The organism is Glaciimonas sp. PAMC28666, assembly GCF_016917355.1.
GTDB lineage: Bacteria > Pseudomonadota > Gammaproteobacteria > Burkholderiales > Burkholderiaceae_D > Glaciimonas.
This window is the reverse complement of the sequence record NZ_CP070304.1, coordinates 90,483-115,928: the sequence shown is the minus strand read 5'-3', so window position 1 is coordinate 115,928 and position 25,446 is coordinate 90,483. Positions and strand designations below refer to the sequence as shown.

Below are 25,446 nucleotides of genomic sequence, written 5' to 3'. Positions count from 1 at the left end.
TTTCTCCGCCATGTCAAATGTTATCCCCGTAGCCGCACCGGTTGCCCCTAAAGTTGGTTTCGTATCCCTTGGTTGCCCTAAGGCGCTGGTCGATTCCGAGCAAATCCTGACGCAATTGCGTGCTGAAGGTTACGAAACTGCCAAGTCTTATGACGGCGCTGATCTGGTGATCGTGAATACCTGCGGATTCATCGACGCTGCGGTTCAAGAGTCGCTCGATGCCATCGGCGAAGCGCTCAGTGAAAACGGCAAAGTAATTGTAACCGGTTGTCTCGGTGTAAAGAAAGATGCCGCTGGCGATGACATCATCAAAAAAATTCATCCTAAAGTGTTGGAAGTTACCGGGCCGCACGCATTGACGGAAGTCATGTTTGCCGTGCATAAGCATCTCCCCAAGCCGCACGCGCCTTTTTTCGATCTGGTGCCGCCGCAAGGGGTCAAGCTGACACCGAAACATTTTGCCTACTTAAAAATTTCCGAAGGCTGTAACCATCGTTGCAGCTTCTGCATCATTCCATCGATGCGCGGCGATCTTGTGTCGCGCCCAATTGCTGACATCATGTTGGAAGCCGAGAACCTCTTCAAAGCGGGCGTGAAAGAGTTATTGGTTATTTCCCAGGACACCAGCGCCTACGGCGTGGATGTCAAGTTTCGCATGGGATTCTGGAACGGTAAGCCGGTCAAGACCCACATGACCCAGCTGGTCACCGCGCTGGGTGAGTTGGGCGCGCAATACGGTGCTTGGGTTCGCCTGCACTATGTTTATCCGTATCCGCACGTCGACCACATCATTCCTTTGATGGCTGAGGGAAAAATTCTGCCTTATCTGGACGTGCCGCTGCAGCATGCGCATCCTGATGTATTGAAGCGGATGAAGCGTCCTGCCAATGGTGAGAAAAATATTGAACGAATTCAGGCCTGGCGTGCACTGTGCCCGGATATCACTATTCGCTCGACGTTCATCGCTGGATTCCCGGGTGAGACTGAAGCTGAATTCGAATATTTGCTAGACTTCCTGAAAGAAGTTGAAATTGATCGTCTGGGCTGTTTTGCGTATTCGCCGGTGGAAGGTGCAACTGCGAACCAGATCGCTAATCCGGTCCCGGAAGAGCTGCGAGAAGAACGCCGTGGCCGCGTGATGTTGTTGCAGGAAGAAATTTCCAAAAAGCGTCTGCAAGCCAAGGTTGGTAAAACCATGCGCGTGTTAATCGACTCTATCGACCGTAACGGCGGTGTTGGTCGTTCCAGTGCAGATGCGCCGGAAATCGATGGCGTAGTCTATGTAAAACCACCGTTCGAGCCACATAAAAAATTGGTGGTCGGCGAGTTTGTCGACGTCACGATCACCGCTTCAGATTCGCATGACCTGTGGGCAGCTGCATGACATCAAGGTTTCGTGTTGTCTGGATGCTGTTTGTGCTGACGGGCTTGCAGTCAGCGGTTGCCGAAGTCAGTGCCGCAGAGGCACAGCAGTCGCTTTCGGCTACCGCTCCCGCGATTGCTGTCACTCCGCCCCCCGCTGATCCAACGGCAAAAACGCAGTCGCAAAAGCCTGATTTGTTCGCACAACCTCTGTCATTTCGCGGCACCTTAGGGGAGGCGACGATTGAGTTACACCTCCAACTTAAGCCGGATCCAACCGACGGACTTCAAGGTACCTATTCAACCGTGGGTCAGTCTGCCAGTGTTTTATTGGCTGGCGAGTATGAGGGCGGCGAAGTCATTATGGAAGAATCGATTAATGGCAAAGATGTGTCGGGCGACTGGTCAGGGCAGTTCGACGGCAAGACGTTTAGTGGTACCTGGTCGACTACCGATGATGCGATGACCAAGCCCTTCATGTTGATCGTCCAGCCGGAAAAGTCACTTAAAAAATCCAGCCCCAAATAATTGGCAGGTTTTTTTCTAAAAAAGATCGCCTTGATCGTGGGGCGTTGCTCCCATTTGTACCTATCTCATTTCTTTGATTAAGTTTGTTATCTTCGCTTGCGAAGTTTACTCTGCGCTTTGACGGAACATTGTCGTGTCTACGTTGGTCAAAAAGCCGATATTTCGTCCATCCAAGCGTCATTTAGTGAGCCGATTCGTTAGAATAGTCAGCTATTAAGCTGAAAACGAACGCATCAACCAAGCCAATAAAAGGGGTTGTCCCATGTCAAAAAAAACGCTGCAAACTTCCATCATTCATAACGACTACGTTGCGCCAAAAGGGTTTGGTGCATTTCCTACGCCGATCTATCACGCGTCGACGGTGTTGTTTGAGAATGTGGCAGCAATGCGTGCGCGGGACTGGCTCGATAAAAACGCCTATAACTACGGTTTGCATGGGACCCCGACAACATTTACGTTAGAAGCACGCCTGGCAGATATTGAGGGCGGCACGCATTGTCGCCTGGCGCCGAGCGGACTGGCGGCGATCACGATGGTCGACTTTGCATTTCTGAAAAGCGGTGACGACGTCCTTGTACCAGATAATGTGTACGGCTCCAATCGCGTCCTCAGTAACTGGCTGTCCACCAACTTTGGTATCACGTCGCGCTATTACGATCCGATGATTGGTGCCGGAATTGCTGATTTGATTCAGCCAAATACGACATTGATCTGGACAGAAGCACCCGGTTCCGTGTCGATGGAAATTCCAGATATTCCAGCGATTTGTGTGGCTGCACATGCTCGCGGAGTGTTGGTTGCGCTCGATAACACCTGGTCGGCTGGATTGGCGTTTCGGGCATTCGACCACGGTGTCGATATTGTGATGCAAGCGCTCACTAAATATCAGTCCGGTGGTTCGGACGTATTGATGGGTGCTGTCATCACGCGCGATCCTGCCATCGCCAAGAAGGTCGAGATAGCTTTTAATAACCTCGGTTTAGGCGTGGGCATGGATGACGTTTATCTGGTGCTGCGTAGTTTGCCGACGATGAAGTTGCGCTTTGAGGCGCACGATGCGGCGGCGCGTAAGGTGGCCGTCTGGTTTAAAAATCGGCCGGAAATCACACGCATGCTGCATCCGGCTTTTCCGGATTGCCCCGGCCACGCAACTTGGAAACGTGATTTCACCGGTGCCGCGGGTTTGTTCTCTGTGCTGTTTGATAAACGCTATACGGAAGAACAAACCGACCGCTTTGTTGATAGTCTAAAGCTGTTCAAGATTGGATTTAGTTGGGGCGGAGCGAATAGTCTCGCTGTCCCTTATCGGATTGAGGGCATGCGTAAAGATTGGGCAGAAGAGGGAATTTTGGTGCGGTTTAATATAGGGCTGGAAGATCCACAGGACCTGATTGCTGATATTGAGCAAGCGTTACTGCAGTTGAAATGAATTAGGGAGGTGGCAAAAAAATGCGACCTCACTTTGCATCCCTTTAGGTCTTTTGAAATGCGCGCCCATACGGGATGAGCGCTCGTTTCATCTTAAATCGGCATGGCCTTATTGTCGTTCAAATCAAGTAAGCCTTTTATCAGACGATAGGCTTTCCATATCCAGGCGACACCCCACACCAGAAACGCCAGCGGGATTCCGACAAACGTCAAGAACAAGACGCCGCCGACGGCAACCCAAACCACGTACCACCAAAACGAACGAATTTGCCAATTGTGATGGCTGTAGATGAACGTGTCTGCGGCATCTTCGCGCTTTACGTAGTTGATGATGAGCGGAACGAAGGAAAAAAGCCCCAACGAGAATATCAGACACGCCCCGTGGATCAAATAAAGCCACCAGGCGAGATTTTTTAAAGAGTGCAGCTTGTTATCGAATACTAATTCTTGCGTCATCGTAGCGGTCCTTATTGAGTTTAGCGTTTCATAACGATAGGGCGCTGAATTCGAGCCACTAATGTAGGACCCGTTTTATAGCTGTTTTATAGCTGTTTTATGGCTTTCGTTACGAGGCAAAGTAACCGGGGTAAACCTCGCTCGGATCAAAGTCACTGGCCCAATATTGATAAGATGCCGTCTAACCCCACAAAGTTCAAGGCCACGCTGGCTTGTGCGCGCACAACGGGTTTGGCACGGAATGCGACGGAAAGACCGGCGATGGACATCATCTTCAAATCATTTGCGCCATCGCCCATGACAATGGCTTCCTCTGGCGCTATTCCCATTTCTGCGCAAAGGCGTTCTACGGTGCGCTGCTTGACGTCAGCATTCACAATTTCGCCGATGACCTTCCCGGTGAGTTTACCGTCCACTATTTCCAATTCGTTAGCGTGAGTGGCATCGAGTCCGAGACGTTTTTTGATACGATCGGTAAAAAATGTAAATCCGCCGGAGACTAATAATGTTTTGATGCCAGCCGCCTGCACAGCCGCCAGCATTTTTTCGGCACCCAGTGAGAGTTGCAGCCGTTCGTCATACACCCGCTGAAGGGCAGATGCATCCAGGCCTTTTAATAGGGCCACGCGTCGAATCAGGCTTTCGTTGAACTCCAGTTCGCCTCGCATGGCCGCCTCCGTAATCGCTGATACCTGCGGTTTGAGGCCTTGCATGTCAGCGATTTCATCGATACATTCGATGGTAATGAGGGTGGAGTCCATGTCCATGGCAAGCAACTTGAAATCCGATAGTTGCCGCCCTGGCGGAACCAGTGCGTAGTCAATCCCGGCAGCGTGACAGGCAGTATCAATCTCGACGGCCCGGGATGCCGAGATCTCTACGCCCTCACAGCGCCAGGCTGTTTGCGAAAGCGCAACGATTTGGCCGCCTGCAAGATGGGCGATATTGTGCAAGGCAACGGGGTCTTGGTGCAGGCTTTGCAGGATCAAATTCATGTCATGATTCTTTCGTAATGCTTATTAAATATTTCTTCAACTAGGCTAAGTGCTTCAATGTTTCAGAGCTTCAGTAGCGCGGGCGTTGATAATCGATCCAACCAATCAATCAACCAATCAACCAATCAACGACCGAATGGTAGCCTTTACCTGATTCACTCGCGCCGCCAGGTCCGGCATGGCGATGGTAATCCGCAATTTGTCCTGCCCATTGAGCTTGATGTGGCGATTTTTCTGGATCAATTCGATAATGCGCATCGCATCGATGGGCGGGTTCGGCGCAAACTGGAGCAACGCTGCTTCAGAATGCGCATCGATCTTGATGATGCCTACCGGTTTTGCCGCTACCCGCAGCCGGTGTGTTTCGATCAAGGCTTTCGCCGGGTCCGGCAACTTGCCAAAACGATCAATCAGCTCCTCCTGGAGGTTATCGATTTTATCTTGGGCATTACAATTAGCCAAGCGCTTGTACAGTGATAAACGCTCATGGACGTCGCCACAATAGTCGCCAGGTAGCAGTGCGGGAACATGCAAATTGATTTCTGTCATGGTCGAAAGCGGTGCAGCCAGATCGGGCTCTTTTCCGTTTTTGAGTGAACGTACGGCCTCATTTAGCATGTCTGAATACAACTGAAAGCCAATCTCGTGCATTTCGCCTGATTGATTGTCGCCCAGCACTTCACCTGCACCTCGGATTTCAAGATCGTGCATTGCCAGATAAAAACCGCTACCGAGTTCTTCCATTTGTTGAATTGCATCGAGACGTCGTTGTGCCAGTTTCGTCAATCCTTGCACGTCGTGCACCAGCAAATACGCATAAGCCTGATGATGCGAACGTCCTACCCGACCACGTAACTGGTGTAATTGTGCGAGACCGAATTTGTCAGCGCGATGCATGATGATCGTATTTGCCGTCGGCACGTCAATGCCGGTTTCGATAATGGTGGTGCATAGCAGGATGTTAAAGCGTTGCGCGACGAAATCCCGCATCACTTTTTCCAGATCGCGCTCGTGCATCTGCCCATGTGCAACAGCGACCCGGGCCTCTGGCAACAGCACTTCCAGCATCGCCTTGCGATTCAGGATGGTTTCGACTTCATTGTGCAGGAAGTAGACCTGGCCGCCGCGTTTCAGTTCGCGTAAGCAGGCTTCACGGATGGTTGAATCATCCTCGCTGCGAACAAATGTTTTGATCGCCAGCCGTTTTTGCGGCGCGGTCGCGATAATAGAGAAGTCGCGTAGTCCTTCGAGCGCCATACCAAGCGTGCGCGGAATCGGGGTCGCCGTCAAAGTCAGCACATCGACTTCGGCCCGCAATGATTTCAGCGCCTCTTTTTGGCGTACACCGAAGCGATGTTCTTCATCAATGATGACGAGCCCCAATCGTGCAAATTTAACATCGTCCGATAATAATTTGTGCGTGCCGATAACGATGTCTATGGTGCCGTCGGCCATGCCTTTCATTGCTTGTGTAATTTCTTTGCCGGAGCGGAAGCGCGATAGCTCGGCAATTTTTACCGGCCAATCGGCAAACCGGTCTGCGAAGGTTTGTGCATGCTGTTCGGCCAGCAGCGTGGTAGGTGCCAGAATCGCCACCTGTTTACCACCCAGCACGGCAACAAACGTAGCGCGTAAAGCGACCTCCGTCTTACCGAAACCGACATCGCCACAAATTAAGCGATCCATTGGTTTTCCACTGGTCATATCACCGATCACCGCATTAATGGCGGCAGCCTGATCAACGGTCTCTTCGAAACCGAAACTTTCCGCAAAAGTGGCGTAATCGTGCGCCGAGTATTCGAATGTATGACCCTGACGCAATGCCCTGCGGGCATACAGGTTGAGCAGTTCCGCGGCAGTATCGCGAACCTGTTGTGCAGCTTTGCGTTTGGCTTTTTCCCATTGACCGGAGCCAAGCGCGTGCAGCGGTGCATCTTCGGGCGAGGCACCAGAATAGCGGGAAATAACGTGCAGTTGAGACACCGGGACATAGAGCTTGGTATCTTTGGCATATTCAAGATGCAGGAACTCGGTCTCTCCCTCGCCCAGATCCATGCTGACCAGACCCATGTAGCGGCCAATGCCGTGGTTGATATGGACCACCGGATCGCCGATTTTGAGCTCCGACAGATCGCGAACCATCGACTCGACCTGGGTTGCACCTTCTTGTTTTTTCTTGCCGATGCGTCGGCCCGACCCGGCGTAGAGTTCGGTTTCTGTAATGAATGCGAAATCATTCAGTGCAAATCCGACGTGTAACGGGGCCACACCGAGCATCAACCTGGCGGAGGAAGTAACGAAGTCGGTGTAGCTTTCTGCAAGTTGCAGAGGCAACTTATACTCGCTGAAGTATTGTTGCAACGTCTCCCGTCGACCATTCGATTCCGCGCAGATCAACACACGTTTATCGGTTTGCAGAAGATAAGCACGTAAATTGCTCAGCGGGTCGTCAATACGCCGATTGACTGCGATATTCGGCAACGAAGCCGACAAAGCCGGTCCGGATAGCCCGGTTCCCGGTGAGTCTGGGGAAGGCACTACAGCCGATGCAGATTCAGGGAGCGACTGGTCGGTGTCGCTGTCTTTCGCAAAACTGTCGCCTTGTTGAATGATCCAGCGACCATGTGGTTTAACTAATTTGAAGAAATCTTCGTCACTGAGAAAAATGGTTTCTGGCGCGAGTAACGGTCTCTCTCTATCGGATTTCAGGAATTTATAGCGCGACTGCGTGTCGCTCCAAAATCGCATGATCGCGTCGTTAATATCGCCCACTAAAGCAAAGGTCGTGGTCTCTGGCAAATATTCGAATAACGTTGCAGTGCCGTCAAAAAAAAGTGGCAAATAATATTCGATACCCGCAGAGGCGATGCCGTTTCCGATGTCCTTATAAATAGCTGAACGCGACGGATCGCCTTCGAATTCTTCCCGCCAGCGACTCCGAAAAGCAGTGCGTGCAGTTTCATCCATCGGAAACTCGCGTCCCGGCAGCAAACGTATTTCTTTCACCGGATACAACGAACGTTGGGTATCTGCATCAAAAGTGCGAATGGTTTCGATGGTGTCACCGAATAGATCGATGCGATACGGCAACACCGAACCCATGGGAAAAATATCAATCAGACCGCCACGGACGGAATATTCACCCGGTGATATGACTTGAGTGACATGACTGTAACCGGCCAACGTTAATTGTGATTTCAGACGCGCTTCGTCCAGAATCTCGCCTTGTTTAAAAAAGAAGGTGTAAGCGGCCAAAAAGGCGGGTGGTGCCATACGCACCAGCGCCGTGGTTGCGGGCACGATCAGGACGTCGCAATGACCGTTTTGAATTTCATACAAGGTGGCAAGGCGTTCGGACACCAGATCCTGGTGGGGGGAGAAAGCGTCGTAAGGCAGGGTCTCCCAGTCGGGCAACAGATGGCACTGTAAACTACTACGATTTTGTAGCGCAGGGCCGGCGTCACCTTTAACCTCGCCTTTGGCTGCAGGCGGAATCTGTTCCTCGGCAAACCACGGGATTTCCGAGAGTAGGCGTTGCGCGTCCGTGGCATTGGCGACAATCACTGTCAACATTTGCTTACGGGATTTCAGCGTCAACGCAGCATGGGCTAAAGCGTAGGCATCGGCTGAGCCATGGACCGCTGGCAGCGTAAATCGTGCGCCCGGCTTGGGCAGCGACTTATCAAGATCGAATTGCATCGGGCGTTGGGTTTTGATATGAGAACCTATTTAAGATCAAATTACGCGGTCAGGATCGGAGCACATCTGCTGTTTATCGTCGGGCTAGCGCATCATCCCCGCTATCTGAGGCTTCAGCGCAGCGCTGGCTTTTTTTGCCCCTATCAGCGTTGTCGAAGCAGAGGCTGGTAAGCATCAGCTAAAGCAAAGCAGAGGCCGTGACGGGCAAAAAAGCCACAATTAAGCTGCATTGACAGTTAAAATTCAGAGCAACATTATAAACCACCGCGCAATTGTCTATTCGTCAGCCTTTTTTATGCGGCACTGTCAGGCTTTGCAGTGCGGGTCTCCTGCCCATTTCTATCGTAGAATCGGTTTAGACGATGCGGAATAAAATGCGAAGGGGCGACGAACTAACTCTGTGTGGCGGGTTGAAACGACGTTTCCTTTGCGCTTTCCTTTTTTACATTTTTTCGGTAGTCCTTCACATGCATCTGTCACGAAACTTTGCTCTGATCCCCGCTGCCGGTATAGGCGCGCGTCTGGGCACCGACTGCCCCAAACAGTATTTGCCGCTCGCTGGCAAGGCCATGTTGCGACATGTGCTGGACACCTTCGTCGCGTGTGAAGCGATTGCGCACGTCTTCGTAGTCGTCAGCGCAGAAGATGGCTATATTGCGGACCTGATGACCGCAGCGCCCCATTTGAAAGATCGGGTGACGCTGCTATATCAAGGCGGCGAAACTCGGCATCTGTCGGTACTTAATGGGTTGAATGCAATCCGAAACCAGGCGGCGGATGACGATTGGGTGCTGGTGCACGATGCAGCACGACCGGGCCTGACGGGCAGTTTGATCGCGCAGTTGATTGCGGCGTTGCGTGATGAGGCGGTAGGCGGCTTGCTGGCATTAAGAGTCGTTGATACGCTCAAACGCAGCGATGAGGGCGTTCCGCTTCATGGCGAAGGGAGTCAAAAAATGGCGCCGACTTCACACGTAACAGAAACGGTATCCCGCGCCCGGCTCTGGGCGGCCCAAACGCCTCAAATGTTCCGCTATGGTTTATTGCAGAGGGCGTTGGCTATTGCTGCCGGTCAGGCGCAGCAAATTACTGACGAAGCCAGCGCGATTGAGATGCTTGGATTGCGTCCAATGTTAGTCGAGGGTAGCCCCCGAAATTTTAAGGTGACGTTGCCACACGACGTCGCGTTGGCAGAAATTTTTTTGAAAGAACAGGTATGAGTAACCCGGCAGGTTTTCGGATTGGGCAAGGCTATGATTGTCACGCGCTTGTAGCAGACCGATTATTGATTATTGGCGGTGTCACCATTCCGCACCACCTGGGTTTGCTAGGGCATTCAGATGCTGACGTGTTGCTGCACGCCATTATTGATGCGTTATTTGGTGCTGCCGGATTAGGCGATATCGGTCGCCACTTTCCCGACACCGACCCCGAGTTCGCTGGAGCGGACTCACGAAAACTATTGCGAGAAGCAGTGCGGCGTGTCAGTGTTTCCGGCTTTGGTGTCGGTAATATTGATTGCACGGTGATCGCTCAGGCGCCCAAAATGGCTCCCCATATCCCACGCATGGTAGAGCGGATTGCCGCTGACTGCGGTATCACCACCGGTCAGGTGAACGTGAAAGCAAAAACCAACGAACGGCTTGGTTATCTTGGTCGGGAAGAGGGGATCGCGGCAGAGGCCGTGGCCCTCCTGTTCCGACTATAACCTTGTCTTGGGTGAGAAGTCGCGGCCACCATTTTTGACGAATGGAAGGGTGATCTGGACGGACAACCCGCCGCCACTGCGGTTATAAAGTTGTAACTTTCCGTCATGTCGCTTGATGACCCGATTGACGATCGCGAGTCCTAATCCAGAGCCGTTGGCCTGGCCGCGTGCTGTGTCCAGACGTGTAAACGGTCTCAGCAGACGCTCCATTTCCGCCTCAGGCACGCCCGGCCCGCGGTCTGAAATGTCGATGAGAACTTTGTCATGTTGAAGCATGGCGGTCACGTCGATGACGGCGATCTCACTTCCGTCAGACTTTCCGTAGCGGCGCGCATTCTCGATCAGATTGTTGAAGACGCGTCGTATTTCGGTTTCGTTTCCTTGAATATAAAGATTCTCAGATACGCGTGAATGGACTTCGATATCGGTGTGACGTGCTGCGTTTTGCTCCACGTCATGCAGAAAATTGGTCAGATCGATCACGGTAAAACTGCTGACATCGGTGGGTTTGGCATAGTCCAGGAATTGACCAATAATGCCATCCATCTGGGCCAGGTCCGATTGCATGCCAGTCCGGGCATCCTCGGTCAGATGGGCCATTTCGACTTCGAGCAGCATACGTGATATTGGCGTGCGTAAATCGTGCGAGATACCGGCCAAAATAATGGCCCGGTCGGCATCGACACGCTGCAGATCGTCCACCATCTGATTAAAGCTGCGATTGGCCTCTTCAATCTCGGTAGGGCCGGTTTCCGGCAATCGATCTGGTTGCTCGCCCTTCGCTACGGAGCGCGTGGCTGCGGTCAGGCGCGCTAGCGGTTGATTAATCAATGTCGAAACAAACATCGCGCCCAGTAGAGATAGCAGCATGGCCGCCGCCGCCCATTGGAACCACTGAAAACCGGAACTACGTTCGACGCGATCTCGATCCAGCATTAGCCAGTATTGATCCTCGTCAATGGTGAAGCTGACCCAAAAACCGCCGATATCGTTGACGCTGGCGGAGAACCTTGTATCGTTACCGAGTCTGGCGCGTACTTCGGTTTCCAGTTCGGGCATCACGGCACTGTCCGGAGGTGGCTCAATCTTGTCGTTCTCTTCCAACGGATAGATGCGAATCCCTTCGTTGCTGGCAAGATCGAATAGCAACTCGCGCCGCAGGTCTGGCGCCGAGTGCGTCAAGGCTGCCCGCGTGATAGTGACGACCGAGATGATCTGGGCCGCCAGTTGCTGCGCACGCGGACCGCGTTCAACAATGCGAAAACTGGCCACCCACACCACCATACTGATAGTGATAAGGAATGCCATTAAAAAGAAAGTGCGCCACAGCAGGCCGCTCTTTAACCAAGCCAGGCGGTGTGGAGTCGTCATCGCGACCTCACGGGTGCGTCATTCAGCTGGACATTCCGCATTTAACGCGGCTGACCTTCGGGAATGAATACGTAACCGAGGCCCCAGACGGTTTGGATATACAGAGGATTGGCTGGATCGGGTTCAATTAGTTTGCGTAGCCGCGAGATCTGTACATCGAGACTACGATCAAAAACTTCGTATTCACGACCTCGGGCCAGTTCCATCAATTTTTCGCGTGACAGAGGCTGACGCGCATGACGGGCAAAAACCTTCAGGACCGAAAACTCACCGGTTGTAAGTGGCACCGATTCACCGCTTTTCTTCAGTGAGCGCGTCCCGAGGTCAAGGACAAATTCGCCAAATTCAAACGACTGCGGAGTCTCGGAAGGCGCGCCTGGTAACTCGTCGGGACCTTTGCGTCGCAATACAGCACCAATACGTGCTACCAGTTCGCGTGGATTAAACGGCTTCGGCAAATAATCATCCGCGCCCATTTCGAGCCCAACAATGCGATCTACGTCTTCACCTTTTGCTGTTAGCATGATGATCGGCGTTTGATCGCCAGCGCCACGAAGACGACGGCAAATGGCTAAACCATCTTCGCCGGGCAGCATCAGATCAAGTACCAGCAGATCGTAGCGCTCACGAATCCACAGTTTATTCATTGCCTGTGCATTTTCCGCTGTGACAACCTGAAAGCCTTGTTCCGTCAAATAACGGCGCAATAAATCTCGAAGACGGATGTCATCATCGACCACCAGAATCTTATACTGATGGGCGTTCGCTGTTTGGGTAGGTGTGTTGTGAGTATTCATAGTCGTATGGTAACGTCAGTGCACATTAAAAATACAGAGGAAGCGCGTGGATTACAAAGTGTTACAAACTTTACCAAATACCTCTTATGGCAAAAAGTGCAGGGGCTTACACTGAATCTGTGGCGGGTAAATCTTAACCGTTATCCTGCATTCACAGAAGAAAACGTTATGAATATGATGTTTCGAAAAATGAGTCTTTGTTTGTTGCTGCTTGCCGCTATGGCAGGCGCGGCGGCGCGGTCCGATCGTGAGCGAGAAGAGCCGCCACAACAGCGCGCTCCGAGACAGTATGAACCTCAGCGCGATAACTCGCGCAATCAAGACTTGCAAAATCAGCGTGGCAACCGCGATGCAGGACAGCCTACACGTAACCGTTTGTCGCCGGACGAGAGACGCGCACTGCGTCAGCAGATTAATGAAGTCGGTCGCGATCTTTATCCTCCGCGGCGCTAATAAATTCATCTTTATGCTTCGCTGTCCTGAGGCGCGACTGAAACTTAAGCGATAGAGTCAGGCGTCAATTCAAAATCAATCTCGAATATCCCGCGGTTTATTGAGCAGCGTTGTTTCCATGCTACGTTCTGGCAAAAAATGCTTCCCAATTAAAGTAGCGTCAAAAAAGCAGCGTCAAACGCGGTTTTGTAGGGCGCGCTGTCATTGTAGGATGGAACGAGGCAAAGCAACAGGTTGTCACGTCACGTGTCCCACTCGCAGCGATGTTGTTGATCTGAGAAATATCGAGGGAATTGAAAGCGCGCCTTTATATTTGCTCAACGTCATAAAGTGAGCAACGCCGGTTATTGATGGTTTTGGAAGTAGAAGATAAGCATAAAAGACAAAAGGGTCCATCTTTTGATGGACCCTTTTTACGTCTGGTGCGGCTGGCAGGAATCGAACCCACGACCCCTTGGTTCGTAGCCAAGTACTCTATCCAGCTGAGCTACAGCCGCGAAAGATCGACATTGTATATGGGTTTTACGTAAAAAGGGAAAAACTTATTGAGAAACTTTAATATGGGCAATTTGTACAATTTAAGGCGAGCTGTCCATCAAAACTGCCAATTAATTTATAGCTTAGTTGGAAGCGGACGGAGAAGTTGCGCTGCGAAAAATATTAAAGGCGGGATAGCAGATAGCCGATTCGGTGTTACGAGGTTTACAAACCTAGAGGGGGAGTGTCATTGCACTTTGGGGAGCCGTAAACCAGAAAAGAGTTGCAAGATTTCTCTTGCAACTCTTTCGTTTTCTGGTGCGGCTGGCAGGAATCGAACCCACGACCCCTTGGTTCGTAGCCAAGTACTCTATCCAGCTGAGCTACAGCCGCGAAAGACAAAATTATAGCCGAGCTGGCTTGATTTTGGAAGAGGTAAATTGCGAATGAATCATTATTGTGAAATAAATGTTTAGAAAACGAAATATTTTCCTATTCGTATAAAAATTATTCGCTTTATGGCCGGGATCAGCACAGCCGTAAAACTGGAGTCGGTGTTTGCTGTTTTCACTACCGATTCCGTGAAATTTGCGGTGGCATTCATTTGCGATGCTTTATCGACGTGCTTTACTCTGCGGGCCATGCGTGGGGCGCGTTTTTTTGTGAGGGGAGCGGTTTTACGATCTCGGTGATACAATCAAACAATAATCATTATCATTTACTATTTTGGAAGAGCGACACAATGGGACCGAAATCCAATATGAAAATTTTGACCTTAGCGATGTTGTTGACGGCAGGCTTTACGACTAGCGCAATGGCAGCGGAATATCCTATCGGCAAACAGCAAATCATGAATGGCCTGGAAGTCGCTGCAGTTTATTTGCAGCCGATCAAGATGGAGCCAGAAGGCATGATGCGTAAGGCCGAGCTTTCGGATATTCATGTAGAAGCGGACATTCATGCGGTTAAAGATAATCCAAATGGTTTCGCAGAAGGTGACTGGATGCCGAATCTTGTGATTTCCTATCAATTTACGAAAGTCGGCTCGAAAGACGTAATTAAAGGCGACATGATGCCGATGGTGGCGAATGACGGCCCCCATTATGGCGATAACGTAAAGTTGGCTGGTCCGGGTAAATACACGCTGATTATGAAAATTTCTCCACCGTCGGCAAATGAAGCCGCCCATTTCGGTCGCCACGTGGACAAAGAAACCGGCGTCAGCGCCTGGTTTAAGCCTTTTGAAGTCAGAAACGACTTCGTTTTTGCCGGCGTGGGTAAAAAAGGCGGCTATTAACTTTGACGTTGTGGCTCAATCAGCGTGAGAGGTCTCACTCTGATTTACTCATTATAAAGAGACGTTTTTTCGACCAGGAGCTATACCGATGGTTTTACGGAATTTACGCATCGCGCTGACGATAGGGTTGGCAGGCGTTGCAGGAGTGTCATTCGCTGCGGATTTGCCCACTTTCAAGCTGGAGATGAAAGATGGTGTCTTGAATCCGGCGCGAATTGAAGTCCCGGCGGGCAAAAAAATTAAGATCGAAGTACACAATACTGGCACCTCTGCAGTCGAATTCGAGAGTATTCAGTTGCGCAAAGAGAAGGTGCTCGCGCCCGGCGCGGAGTCGTTTATCGTGATTGCGCCATTATCGCCTGGTGAGTATAAATTTTTCGACGATTTTCATTTGAGTGCGAAGGGCGTCATTGTTGCAAAGTAAGTTAATGGTGCATCTGGCAGCGGCGAGCTGACAATTTTGCTTCACTATTGGAACAGCATTCAAGAGTTTATGGCGACTTGCTGACGACTTTGTCGATCTGGTGGCGCAGTTGCAATCAGGCTAATCGTCGAGGTTATGGTGCAACAGCCTCGCGCGTTCAAATGTTCAGCATTTACAAAATGTTCAGCACTTACATGTTGATAACGAAGTAATGGAGAGTTAATCGATGGGTCAAGTTTTATTCATCGTCTGGCGCGAAAGCGTTGAGGCTTTGTTGGTGGTTGGCATCTTGCACGCCTGGTTAGCCAACGGTGGGGCCGATACCCGCCGTGGTTTGCCGTATTTATGGGCTGGTGTCGGTATCGGCATCATCGCCGCAATCGGTCTGGGCGCTGCATTGCTGGGTTTTAGCGAAATTTTGTCGGGCGATTCGCAAGATTATTTTCAGATCGTGATGGTACTACTGGCGTCGGTATTGATCGTGCAAATGGTCTACTGGATGCGAAAACATGGGCGCACCATGAAGCGCGATATGGAAACTTCGCTGAAAGCCAATTTAAAGACGGCTAACTGGTGGGGCGTCACTGCCCTGGCAGCATTGGCAATCGCCCGCGAAGGTAGCGAGACGGTGATTTTCCTCTACGGCATCAAACAGAGTGAACATAATAGTATCCAGATGTTGATCCTGGCCGCAGTTATTGGGTTTGGCCTGGCCGTCCTGACGTTCTATCTTCTGCAACTCGGTGGCAAAATTTTTTCTTGGCGTCGTTTTTTTCAGGTCACAGAAATCATGCTGCTGTTTTTGGCGGCGGGATTACTGTTAACCGGTGTTGAACGTTTGATGTCTCTGGACATGATTCCGACGATAATCGACCCAATCTGGAGCAGCACATGGTTGCTTGACGATAGTAGTACGTTCGGTAATCTGGTAAGTACCTTAACCGGCTACCGCGCCCAACCGGCATTGATGAGTTTGCTAGTTTATATAGGGTATTGGGTGGTGGTGTTGCTGTTTTTAAAACGTGCCGCGCCAAAAGGTGCGAAACAGGCAACGCTGGCAGCTTAAGATCATGAGCTCCTGCACCACATCAACAATATCCCCGGCCTCGTCAACCCGATTAGCACGGGTGGGCGAGTGGATGCGCCTGAACGCACCTTTGATTCGTGGCATTCAATGGGGCGTTGTCCTTATTTATGCACTGCTAATTCTGGTACCGATCTTCTTACCGCTACCGGACGAAACAGCCCACATATGGTCTAACCTTACCCTCATAGCGCAGTTCGCATTTTGGGGTGTCTGGTGGCCGTTTGTGCTAATCAGCATGGTGTTGATGGGGCGTGTCTGGTGCGGCGTGTTATGTCCCGAAGGGGCATTGACGGAATTCGCCAGTCGACACGGGCTTTTCAAGCCGATCCCACGCTGGATGCGGTGGGGTGGCTGGCCGTTTGTGGCTTTTGCCCTCACGACCGTTTACGGGCAGATGGTCAGTGTCTATCAATATCCCAAAGCAGTCCTGCTCGTGCTGGGTGGCTCCACCTTTGGCGCAATTATTGTCGGTTATCTGTATGGTCGGGAGAAGCGGGTCTGGTGCAAATATCTCTGTCCGGTCAATGGTGTGTTTGGCTTATTGGCAAAATTGGCCCCTTTTCATTACAAAGTGAATGAAGAAGCCTGGCGTGCTTCCTACAATACACACGGTAAAAAAACGATCGCCATCAATTGCGCCCCTCTGGTTCCGTTACGTGCAATGACCGGTGCTGCCGATTGCCACATGTGCGGGCGCTGTAGCAATCATCGTGAGGCAATCACGTTGACATGGCGTCCTCCTACCTTGGAAATCGTGTCCTTAGGTGCGAAGCAAAACAGCCTTTGGGAGAGTGCGCTGGCGCTATACGGGCTGATGGGGATCGCGATTGGTGCGTTTCACTGGTCTGCCAGTCCGTGGTTCATCGTTATTAAGCAAGCGATTGCGACGTGGCTGATAGACCGCGACATCGTGTGGCCGTTCGCCACTAATGCACCGTGGTGGATTTTCACCAATTATCCGGCGCAAAGTGACGTTTTTAGCTGGCTCGATGGCAGCCTTGTTGTCGCCTACATTTTAGTGACCGGTTTGGTAATGGGGACTGTTTTGTCGCTGTTGTTCGCTGCCAGCACCCGTTTGCTGGGTACCTGGGATCGCAGCCGCTTTAATCATTTGGTGCAGTCTACGATTCCTCTGGCGGGTTGTGGCGTGTTCGTAGGATTATCTGCGACGACCGTTAGTTTGTTACGGGGCGAGCATCTGCCGGTGTTCTGGGCGAACGACCTGCGGGCGATTTTATTGGTTACCACCACACTTTGGAGTGTCTGGCTGGCATGGCGTGTTACCGGTCACTATGCCACCCGAACCGGCCGACGTTTACTCGTTATGGCGCCGATAATAGCGGCCTTGGGCGTGGTTAACTTTGCCTGGTTACTGATGTTTTGGCTATGAAGAAGGTGCAGACTTGATGGTATAAAAGCCTGATTGAAGAAACTTCGTCGAAAGCCTTAGCTTGAATTAAGTGGCAACATGGCATCGTAAGGTGCTTTTGTTGTTTTTAACACTACAGAACAACACATAATGCAGTCGATCATGGAGGAACGGCTATCTCATCAGCGACGTGATGAAAGGCGCGGTAAAATACGCAATTCGTTATTGTACAAGTCACAATCCTAGTTCCTGCTACCCGACTAAGTCCGGAGCGCACCTGGTCGGTTGTTATTAGCCCGAATGTTCCTGATACTTATCAGGAAAGACCTGCCGCTCATCAAATATTATTTGCAATAATTCGCTCCTCTTTTAATCTTTTCAATCTTACTCACTTCCTATCATGGTTCGTCCCCGGTTTTTGCCAGACAATTTTACGCTCATGCTCGTCTCGACCGTGCTTATCGCAAGTGTTTTGCCTGCTCAGGGAGTCGTTGCGCACGGATTCGATTTGTTGACGACGTTTGCCATCGGCTTATTGTTTTTCCTGCACGGCGCAAAATTGTCGCGGGAGGCCGCGATTGAGGGCGCGATGCACTGGCGGCTGCACCTTACGGTATTAGCATTTAGTTTTATTTTGTTTCCCTTGCTGGGATTGATATTCAAACCAATTTTTCTGCCGTTGGTCACCCCGGATTTATATCTCGGTATTTTATTTTTATGCACGCTGCCATCAACGGTGCAATCCTCGATTGCCTTCACCTCCGTCGCCCGCGGGAATGTTCCGGCAGCCGTGTGTAGCGCCTCTGCTTCGAATCTCATCGGTATATTTCTCACCCCGGTTCTAGTTGGTTTGATCGTGGTGGCGCACGGTCAGGCGCAGGGTTCGTTTGGTTCGATTATGAATATCGTCTATCAATTACTATTGCCCTTCATTGCTGGGCAGATCGCGCGGCGCTGGATTGGCGGCTGGGTCGATAAACATAAAGCATTACTGAAGTTTGTAGATCAGGGTTCAATATTGTTAGTGGTCTATACCGCCTTTAGCGAAGCCGTCGTGCAGGGATTATGGTCACAACTGCCAGCCATTTCATTGCTTGGTTTGTTGGCCGTTTTAGTGGTGTTGTTGTTCGTCATGTTAGCCATTGCGACGTTCTTAAGTCGGCGTTTGGGCTTCAATAAGGAAGACGAGATCACCATTGTATTTTGTGGCTCGAAGAAAAGTCTGGCCAGCGGAATACCGATGGCGAACGTGCTGTTCGCCAGCCACACGGTGGGTATGGTGGTATTGCCGCTGATGCTGTTCCATCAAATACAGTTAATGGTTTGCGCAGTTCTGGCCAAGCGTTACGCTGCTCGGTCACGCGTCATGGCGGCGCCAATGATCATGAAGAACGACTCACCAAAAACCACGGACTCACCATCCGTCTGACTTTGATACAGGTCAGGCGCCAAAAAAGCGCCTGAAAAAATTAAGGCGCTGGATTGGGCTGGCGGGTGTGTATCGCTTCAATTTCCGCCAGAATCTCGTCACTTAACGTAAGATTTATACTATCCAGATTGCTTTGCAATTGGGGTAACGTGGTGGCACCGATGATGTTGCTAGTGACAAAACCTCGGCTGGTAACAAATGCCAAAGCCATTTGTGCTGGATCAATAGCGTGTTTTTTTGCCAGTGCAATATAATCGCCCGCGACGCGGTCAACCTGCGGATTGGTATAGCGGGTGAATCGTTCAAACAGGCTCAAACGGCCGCCAGCAGGCCGCGCGCCTTCCAGATACTTTCCGGATAAAACACCAAAAGCCAGCGGTGAATAGGCCAGCAACCCAATCTGCTCGCGATAAGAAAATTCGGAATGTCCAATTTCAAAAGTGCGGTTAAGCAAACTGTAGGGATTTTGAACCGTCACAATGCGTGGCAAATCAAATTTTTCCGCAGCGCGAATAAATTGCGCAATTCCCCATGGCGTCTCATTGGAAACGCCGATGTGACGCACCTTACCAGCCCGTATAAAATCGGCAAGGATGGTTAATGTCTCCTCAATCGGAACGGTATCTTCATCAGAAATATGGGCGTAATTCAACGTGCCGAAACAGTTTACGCTGCGATCGGGCCAATGTAATTGGTAGAGATCGACGTAATCTGTTTGCAGGCGCTCCAGGCTGCCGTTCAGCGCCTCGGTTAAACCTTTTCGATCAAAATTATTGATGCCGCCGCGGATGTGACGCGGATTGTGGGGCTTGCGCGCAGGGCCGGTAGCTTTGGTTGCGATCATGACTTGATCGCGCTTACCGGATTTTTTTAGCCAGCTGCCCAAATACTGTTCCGTCGAGCCTTGCGTCTCAGGCCGTGGTGGGACAGGATACATTTCGGCCACGTCGATCAGATTCACGCCATATTCCAGCGCCATATCAATCTGGGCATGCGCTTCTGGCTCATTGTTCTGCTCTCCCCACGTCATCGTTCCGAGCGTGATCTGACTTACTTTGAGATTGGTTTGCCCAAGTTCGCGATATTCCATCGTAATTCCTTTTAGTCGCGATGAGCACGATTGAAATCGATGTCACCAACGAAATAACGTTTAAATAATGACCTGGATTGTCCGGAGCGCTGTAATCACGTCAACTCTGTTGCGCCTGTCGACGATGCCCAACGCCTCAACGGCTGCAAAGTATAGCGGTAACCATTGATCGTTGCTGGCAACAGGAACGATCAATGGTTACCGCGTAGATATTCTACCGACTACGCAATGTTCGCCAGCATCGCCAGCATCGGCAGCATCGTCATCATCGTCATCATCGTCATCATCGCCAGCTCGTCAAAACTATCACGGCGGCGCAGGTCCGGTTGGTGGCGTTGCGGGACTACTGAGTCGATCAACTTTGAATAATTCCGGGAACAATTTAATCCACAACCCTACAACAATAATGGTGCCGATCCCACCGATCAGCACGGCCGCCACCGGGCCGACCCATGATGCAGTCAGTCCGGATTCAAACTCGCCCAGCTGGTTGGATGTGCCCACGAAAACCGAGTTGACAGCGCTTACCCGACCACGCATGGCATCCGGGGTTTCTAATTGAACAAATGACGAGCGCACGACCACGCTAATCATATCGGAGGCACCCAGCACCGCTAACGCCACAAGCGAGAGGGTCATGGAGCGCGACAATGCAAACACGACAGTGGCGATGCCGAAGATAGCGACGGCGATGAACATGCTGCGACCAACGCGTCTGGTTAATGGGCGACGGGTTAAATATAAACCGACGGATAATGCGCCGACGGCGGGTGCCGAGCGCAGAAGGCCCAGCCCGAGCGGGCCGGTGGCCAGTATGTCATGCGCAAAGATCGGGAGCAACGCTGTTGCTCCGCCCAGTAATACCGCGAATAAGTCCAGGGAAATAGCCCCCAGAACGGCAGGGCGGCTTTTGATGAAAGCGATGCCTGCAAAAAGCGATGTCAAGGTCGCCGGTTCACGTTTTGGTAAGACCGTTTCAATCCGAATGCGATTGACTAATACGCTGGCCATAATGAACGCTACGCTGCTGATGGCATACACGGCACTGGCTCCCAGGGCATAAATAAATCCGCCCAGTGCAGGGCCAATAATGACAGCGGTTTGCGTCGCGGAAGCTGCCCAGGCCACCGCACGTGGCAGTAACCTGGCTGGAACCAGGCCTGGTACCAGCGCTTGCATGGTGGGGGATTCAAATGCGCGCGTGGCGCCGATAACGAAGACTATGACGAAGATTGCCTCCTTCGAGAGCCAGCCCTGAATGCTCCCAAGGCCTAGTACCGCGGCCGCGATGCCTTCAATAAACAGACAAATGCGGGCGACTTGGCGGCGATCATAGCGGTCGGCGACATGACCGACAACGAGCGCCAGAAATAACGCCGGAAGAAATTGTACCAATCCGACGATACCCAGATCAAAGGCGCTCCCGGTCATTTGGTAGACTTGCCAACCTACTGCCACGATCTGCATCTGGTTCGCTACGGTAGAAGCCACGCGCGCGCGCCAGAACAGTGAAAAAGGCAGATGGCTCAAGACTGAATCAGATTCAGCTTCGGAAGTGGGGGAGGGTTGCGTCTCGGTATTGGCTGACATTGGCAAGAGTAACGCTAGCAGAAGCGGTGAAAAAAGAGGTGATAGAACCGGTAACAGAAGCGGGCGAAATTAAATTCGACTGTAAGTAACCGTCGCATTCCTATAGGATTTTTGCATTTGTCTTCTAACTAATAGCCATTAATTACCGGAGCTATGAATTAGGGCCATGTACCCGGGCTCTGTTTATACTGGAGCTTTACCCAGACGCATAAAGAACAGCGATTATATTACTGTACGACGCATAAACTCTTGCTGAGAAAATGTTTAATTGACCTTTGTTTGGTCCGCGTTCACGAGCTTGGATCGCGGAGGTTTTTTTTCAGGCACATGCGAGACTAGCGCTATTTCCACCTATTCTTATGCTGAAAACAACGGAAAGACCCCGCAATTTAGCCTGAAAACAGCGAAGAAAAGAGCCGGATTGATTTTTTTGCTATGTTTCTAAAGATAATAATTGCCATCTGTCATGTTTATCAGTTATAAAGATAACAGAGCAAGAGGTTGACTGATTTACAGGAAATCCTTTAGCTCGTTCCCTAAGCATCATTAATCGAATAATTCTTTTATTTTTAGTGTCATTCGATAATTTTCCGGTATAATACGGAATCGTTTAGGATTCGAGCTAGTGGTGCAGTATTGGTCTGTCATTCCTTTCTTGCTTTAAACGATCTAACGGGCGCAAGCCCAACTTAACTGAAATAGGAAATGTAATGGCAACTGGTATTGTAAAATGGTTCAATGATTCAAAAGGTTTTGGTTTTATTACTCCTGATGAAGGCGGTGAAGATCTGTTCGCACATTTCTCCGCAATCCAATCTAACGGCTTCAAGTCGTTGCAAGAAAACCAAAAGGTTTCTTTCGAAGTTACTGCTGGCCCTAAGGGTAAGCAAGCTTCGAACATTCAAGCTATCTAATAGCTGAAGCAAGCAATTTCTAGAAAATCCCCGGTGCGCTGGGGATTTTTTTCGTCCATTTTTTTGTAATTTCCTTCCTGTTGTGGCGTTCTTCTTCAACGCTCGTGCGTCATCTCCTCTTTTGTCCGTTTCGATCAGTTCGTCTATTTTGGGCCGTTTTCGCCGTTTTAGGCGTTTTGTCATTGTGCTCTCGTTAGTCGCCCGCATCGCGGAAGTAACAAATGTGCCGGCTTCGTCTGCTCACGAATACGCAGTGAGCAACCCCGCGCAGCAGGTTCGCTTTATTCGAGACTATCTCTGCCCATCACACATGGAGCCTCAACGCTACCAGGTCGTGGAGAGCGACGCTGTTTTCCGCCGAAAGTGGAGACTGCAGCGATAGCCGCACACTTTTGCAGATACCCACGAAATCACCTTACATTAAAAAAATTCATCTCATTGATGAAAAGGATTGCTTCTTTCGGTCACGATAATGCGGATAGTACGTACTGATTTTTAAAAATTATCATCTTGTCAGGAAGTTGTAAGGATGGACTGAAATGCTGCGTTGTCTGATATTTTTTTGACTAAAAACCAAATATGGATAGTGACAAAATCGCTCACGATGAAGCGTGAAAAAATGAAGATGTTGCAAAAATGGCCGAGCTGATGAGTGGCCGGTTAAGAACCCGTAGTGCCGAAGACATCGAACAAAAGTCAGGTACGCAGGATGAACATAAAAAACAACAGGATAGAGGAAGAGACCATGGCATATAAAACTAACGTATTCGTCGCTGCAGCTTTACTAACGTGGTCGGTCGCCGGAATCACTTCCGCTGTTGCCGCAGACCCCATCAAAATTGGCGTCACCGGACCATTTACCGGCGGCTCAGCACCGATGGGCGTCTCTATGCGTGACGGCGTTAAACTGGCGGTCGCAGAAATCAATGCTAAAGGTGGTCTTTTGGGTCGCCAGTTGCAATTGGTTGAGCGCGATGACGAAGCGAAAAACGAGCGCGGCGTGCAGGTAGCGCAAGAATTGATCAATAAAGAGAAAGTTGTAGCTACGGTGGGTTTCGCCAATACTGGCGTCGCCCTGGCATCCCAACGCTTCTACCAGGAAGCAAAAATCCCGGTCATGAATAGCGTGGCGACCGGTTCAATTATCACCAAGCAATTTGTTGCCCCGGAAAACAAAGACAATTATATTTTCCGTACCTCTGCAAATGACACCATTCAATCAAAAATGATCGTAGACGAAGCTGTTGTACGTCAAAAGTACACCAAGGTGGCGATCCTTGCAGATTCAACGAATTACGGTCAACTTGGTCGCGAAGATCTGGAAAAGGCACTCGCGGCGAGTGGTATCAAGCCGGTGGCTGAAGAAAAGTACAATCTAAAAGATGTCGACATGACGGCACAACTACTCAAGGCCAAGCAGGGCGGTGCGCAAGTCGTATTGACCTACGGTATTGGTCCTGAGTTGGCGCAGATTGCAAACGGCATGCAAAAAATCAATTGGACGGTGCCAATTATCGGTAGCTGGCCGTTGTCGATGGGTAACTTTATCGATAACGCTGGCAAAAACGGCGACGGTGCGCGCATGCCGCAAACTTTCATCCAAGATGGCAATACGCCTGTGCGGAAAAGCTTTATTCAAGCTTATCAAAAAGCTTATAAAGTAGACCGGATGCCATCCGCCGTCTCCGCAGCCCAAGGTTACGACTCAATCTATTTGCTTGCTGCTGCGATCAAACAGGCTGGTTCCACCGATGGCCCAAAAGTACGTGAAGCATTGGAAAACCTCAAAGCGCCCGTGGAAGGCGTCATCACCACCTACAATAAACCTTACAGTCATGATGACCACGAGGCGATTAAGCCAGGCATGGTTACGATTGGCGTTGTTAAGGATGGCCGTGTCGTTCTAGCTAAGTAACGCTATCAAGACCCGTTCATGCGCTTATGCGGTTGAACGGCTATTGACGATCAGGCCAGTCCCATGGATGCGGGGCTGGCTTTTTTGTTGGCTTATTCTGTTGCCGTGTTAAGGCAATTTGTCATCGTATTCTTTCGTTTTTTGGCGCTTTTTGGGTATACATCATGGAAATCTTTCTCCAGCTCGTTTTTAGCGGTATCGCGTTAGGCATGATCTACGCGGTCATTGCTTTCGGTTATCAACTTACTTTTGCTACTTCCGGCACCCTCAATTTTGGACAGGGCGAAGCATTGATGCTCGGTGCGCTGGTCGGGTTAAGTCTGGTCGGGAATATTCATGGTGGCCCCTATTTAAATTACTGGCTAATGATCCCCATAGTGATCGTGTTCGGTGCGTTGCAAGGCGTCGTGGTTGAGTGGATCGGCGTGCGCCCGGCAATCAAAATCAAATCGGAGTTTGGTTGGATCATGTCCACCATCGCTCTGGCAATCATCTTCAGAAATGTAGCTGAAAACATCTGGGGAAAGGACGATCTGACCTTTCCGACGCCGTTGAGCGCCACGCCATTTCAGGTATTTGGAGCAAGCGTGCAACCGATGCAAATCGTAGTGGTGCTAGGCGCATTGGGGATGATGCTGGCCGTTGAGTTGTTTAACCGCAAATCGATCTATGGCAAAGCAGTTGTTGCTACCGCCAATGATCGGGATGCAGCCGGGCTGATGGGTATCAACACCAGCATGGTCATTACATTCTCCTACGCATTATCGTCCGCGACGGCGGCATTCGCAGGCGTGCTGGTTGCGCCGTTGACGTTGACCGGTGCAACGATGGGCGCCGCATTGGGATTGAAAGCATTTGCGGTCGCCATTATTGGTGGTTTGACCTCCGGTATGGGTGCTGTCGTCGGTGGCCTTATTTTGGGTATCGCTGAGACATTGACAGGTTTTTATGTCTCGACCGGGTACAAAGAGGTACCAGGACTTGTCTTGCTACTTCTGGTGCTGGCGGTTAAACCAGCCGGCTTGTTTGGCAAAACCGCCATCAAGAAGGTGTAACC

Annotated in this window: 21 protein-coding genes and 2 tRNA genes; 14 read left to right on the top strand and 9 right to left on the bottom strand. The window is 50.8% G+C overall.

The annotated features are described in order from the left end of the window. Positions 1–10: 10 nt before the first annotated feature. The 3 genes from rimO (at position 11) to JQN73_RS00415 (ending at position 3,319) form a co-directional block, all read left to right on the top strand. A complete protein-coding gene (gene rimO, locus JQN73_RS00425) occupies positions 11–1,384 on the top strand; it encodes a 30S ribosomal protein S12 methylthiotransferase RimO (protein ID WP_205321153.1) in 1,374 nt (457 codons plus the stop codon). Further along, the gene (locus tag JQN73_RS00420; RefSeq protein ID WP_205321152.1) at positions 1,381–1,890 is read left to right on the top strand and encodes a hypothetical protein; all 510 of its coding nucleotides are present in this window, start codon (positions 1,381–1,383) and stop codon (positions 1,888–1,890) included. The genes rimO and JQN73_RS00420 overlap by 4 nt, the downstream gene beginning before the upstream one ends. Positions 1,891–2,152: 262 nt before the next feature. Then, positions 2,153–3,319 (top strand): cystathionine beta-lyase, encoded by a 1,167-nt coding sequence (locus JQN73_RS00415; protein WP_205321151.1) that lies wholly within the window; start codon positions 2,153–2,155, stop codon positions 3,317–3,319. A gap of 92 nt (positions 3,320–3,411) precedes the next feature. On the opposite strand, the gene JQN73_RS00410 is transcribed toward JQN73_RS00415, so the two are convergent. The 3 genes from JQN73_RS00410 to mfd form a co-directional block, all read right to left on the bottom strand. After that, entirely contained in the window at positions 3,412–3,774 is a 363-nt protein-coding gene (locus JQN73_RS00410) for a DUF4870 domain-containing protein (protein WP_205321150.1), read from the bottom strand. Positions 3,775–3,926: 152 nt separating this feature from the next. Then, positions 3,927–4,769: a phosphoserine phosphatase SerB gene (gene serB / locus JQN73_RS00405; RefSeq protein ID WP_205321149.1), complete on the bottom strand. Its 843-nt coding sequence runs from the start codon at positions 4,767–4,769 to the stop codon at positions 3,927–3,929. 117 nt (positions 4,770–4,886) lie between these two features. After that, positions 4,887–8,468, bottom strand: a complete 3,582-nt coding sequence (gene mfd, locus JQN73_RS00400) for a transcription-repair coupling factor (RefSeq protein WP_205321148.1) — start codon at positions 8,466–8,468, stop codon at positions 4,887–4,889. 467 nt (positions 8,469–8,935) lie between these two features. Between mfd and ispD the strand changes: the two genes are divergently transcribed. Together ispD and ispF are read left to right on the top strand one after the other, a co-directional pair. Beyond that, positions 8,936–9,688 (top strand): 2-C-methyl-D-erythritol 4-phosphate cytidylyltransferase, encoded by a 753-nt coding sequence (gene ispD / locus JQN73_RS00395; protein ID WP_205321147.1) that lies wholly within the window; start codon positions 8,936–8,938, stop codon positions 9,686–9,688. Beyond that, positions 9,685–10,176 (top strand): 2-C-methyl-D-erythritol 2,4-cyclodiphosphate synthase, encoded by a 492-nt coding sequence (ispF, locus tag JQN73_RS00390; protein WP_205321146.1) that lies wholly within the window; start codon positions 9,685–9,687, stop codon positions 10,174–10,176. The genes ispD and ispF overlap by 4 nt, the downstream gene beginning before the upstream one ends. Here the strand turns inward: ispF and JQN73_RS00385 are convergent. Together JQN73_RS00385 and ompR are read right to left on the bottom strand one after the other, a co-directional pair. Further along, positions 10,171–11,547 (bottom strand): sensor histidine kinase, encoded by a 1,377-nt coding sequence (locus JQN73_RS00385; RefSeq protein ID WP_205321145.1) that lies wholly within the window; start codon positions 11,545–11,547, stop codon positions 10,171–10,173. The two genes, ispF and JQN73_RS00385, sit on opposite strands and share 6 nt — an antisense overlap. Positions 11,548–11,588: 41 nt before the next feature. After that, positions 11,589–12,344 carry a two-component system response regulator OmpR gene (ompR, locus tag JQN73_RS00380; RefSeq protein ID WP_205321144.1) on the bottom strand — a complete coding sequence of 252 codons (756 nt, stop codon included), beginning with the start codon at positions 12,342–12,344 and terminating at the stop codon, positions 11,589–11,591. A 168-nt stretch (positions 12,345–12,512) separates the two neighbouring features. On the opposite strand from ompR, the gene JQN73_RS00375 reads away from it, so the two are divergent. Further along, a complete protein-coding gene (locus tag JQN73_RS00375; RefSeq protein ID WP_240162372.1) occupies positions 12,513–12,797 on the top strand; it encodes a hypothetical protein in 285 nt (94 codons plus the stop codon). Between the two features lie 420 nt (positions 12,798–13,217). On the opposite strand, the gene JQN73_RS00370 is transcribed toward JQN73_RS00375, so the two are convergent. Further along, a tRNA-Arg gene (locus tag JQN73_RS00370) sits at positions 13,218–13,294 on the bottom strand. 296 nt (positions 13,295–13,590) lie between these two features. Continuing rightward, positions 13,591–13,667: transfer RNA gene (locus JQN73_RS00365), tRNA-Arg, on the bottom strand. Positions 13,668–14,034: 367 nt separating this feature from the next. Here JQN73_RS00365 and JQN73_RS00360 point away from each other — a divergent pair. The 5 genes from JQN73_RS00360 to JQN73_RS00340 all read left to right on the top strand — a co-directional run bounded on the left by JQN73_RS00360 (position 14,035) and on the right by JQN73_RS00340 (position 18,880). Further along, entirely contained in the window at positions 14,035–14,571 is a 537-nt protein-coding gene (locus JQN73_RS00360) for an iron transporter (protein WP_205321143.1), read from the top strand. Between the two features lie 88 nt (positions 14,572–14,659). Beyond that, positions 14,660–14,995, top strand: a complete 336-nt coding sequence (locus tag JQN73_RS00355; protein WP_205321142.1) for a cupredoxin domain-containing protein — start codon at positions 14,660–14,662, stop codon at positions 14,993–14,995. A 226-nt stretch (positions 14,996–15,221) separates the two neighbouring features. Continuing rightward, positions 15,222–16,061, top strand: a complete 840-nt coding sequence (locus tag JQN73_RS00350) for an FTR1 family protein (RefSeq protein ID WP_205321141.1) — start codon at positions 15,222–15,224, stop codon at positions 16,059–16,061. A gap of 73 nt (positions 16,062–16,134) precedes the next feature. After that, a complete protein-coding gene (locus JQN73_RS00345) occupies positions 16,135–17,472 on the top strand; it encodes a 4Fe-4S binding protein (RefSeq protein WP_240162507.1) in 1,338 nt (445 codons plus the stop codon). A gap of 379 nt (positions 17,473–17,851) precedes the next feature. After that, complete coding sequence (locus JQN73_RS00340; RefSeq protein WP_205321139.1) at positions 17,852–18,880, top strand: bile acid:sodium symporter family protein; 1,029 nt, start codon at positions 17,852–17,854, stop codon at positions 18,878–18,880. Between the two features lie 40 nt (positions 18,881–18,920). Here the strand turns inward: JQN73_RS00340 and JQN73_RS00335 are convergent, their stop codons facing one another. Together JQN73_RS00335 and JQN73_RS00330 are read right to left on the bottom strand one after the other, a co-directional pair. Next, positions 18,921–19,970 carry an NADP(H)-dependent aldo-keto reductase gene (locus JQN73_RS00335; RefSeq protein WP_205321138.1) on the bottom strand — a complete coding sequence of 350 codons (1,050 nt, stop codon included), beginning with the start codon at positions 19,968–19,970 and terminating at the stop codon, positions 18,921–18,923. Between the two features lie 306 nt (positions 19,971–20,276). Then, the gene (locus JQN73_RS00330; protein ID WP_205321137.1) at positions 20,277–21,560 is read right to left on the bottom strand and encodes an MFS transporter; all 1,284 of its coding nucleotides are present in this window, start codon (positions 21,558–21,560) and stop codon (positions 20,277–20,279) included. Positions 21,561–22,270: 710 nt separating this feature from the next. Here JQN73_RS00330 and JQN73_RS00325 point away from each other — a divergent pair. The 3 genes from JQN73_RS00325 (at position 22,271) to JQN73_RS00315 (ending at position 25,444) form a co-directional block, all read left to right on the top strand. After that, on the top strand, positions 22,271–22,474 hold the full coding sequence (locus JQN73_RS00325; RefSeq protein ID WP_205321136.1) for a cold-shock protein: 204 nt from the start codon (positions 22,271–22,273) through the stop codon (positions 22,472–22,474). Between the two features lie 745 nt (positions 22,475–23,219). After that, a complete protein-coding gene (locus JQN73_RS00320) occupies positions 23,220–24,389 on the top strand; it encodes an ABC transporter substrate-binding protein (protein ID WP_205321135.1) in 1,170 nt (389 codons plus the stop codon). Positions 24,390–24,553: 164 nt separating this feature from the next. Next, on the top strand, positions 24,554–25,444 hold the full coding sequence (locus JQN73_RS00315) for a branched-chain amino acid ABC transporter permease (protein WP_205321134.1): 891 nt from the start codon (positions 24,554–24,556) through the stop codon (positions 25,442–25,444). Positions 25,445–25,446 lie beyond the last annotated feature (2 nt).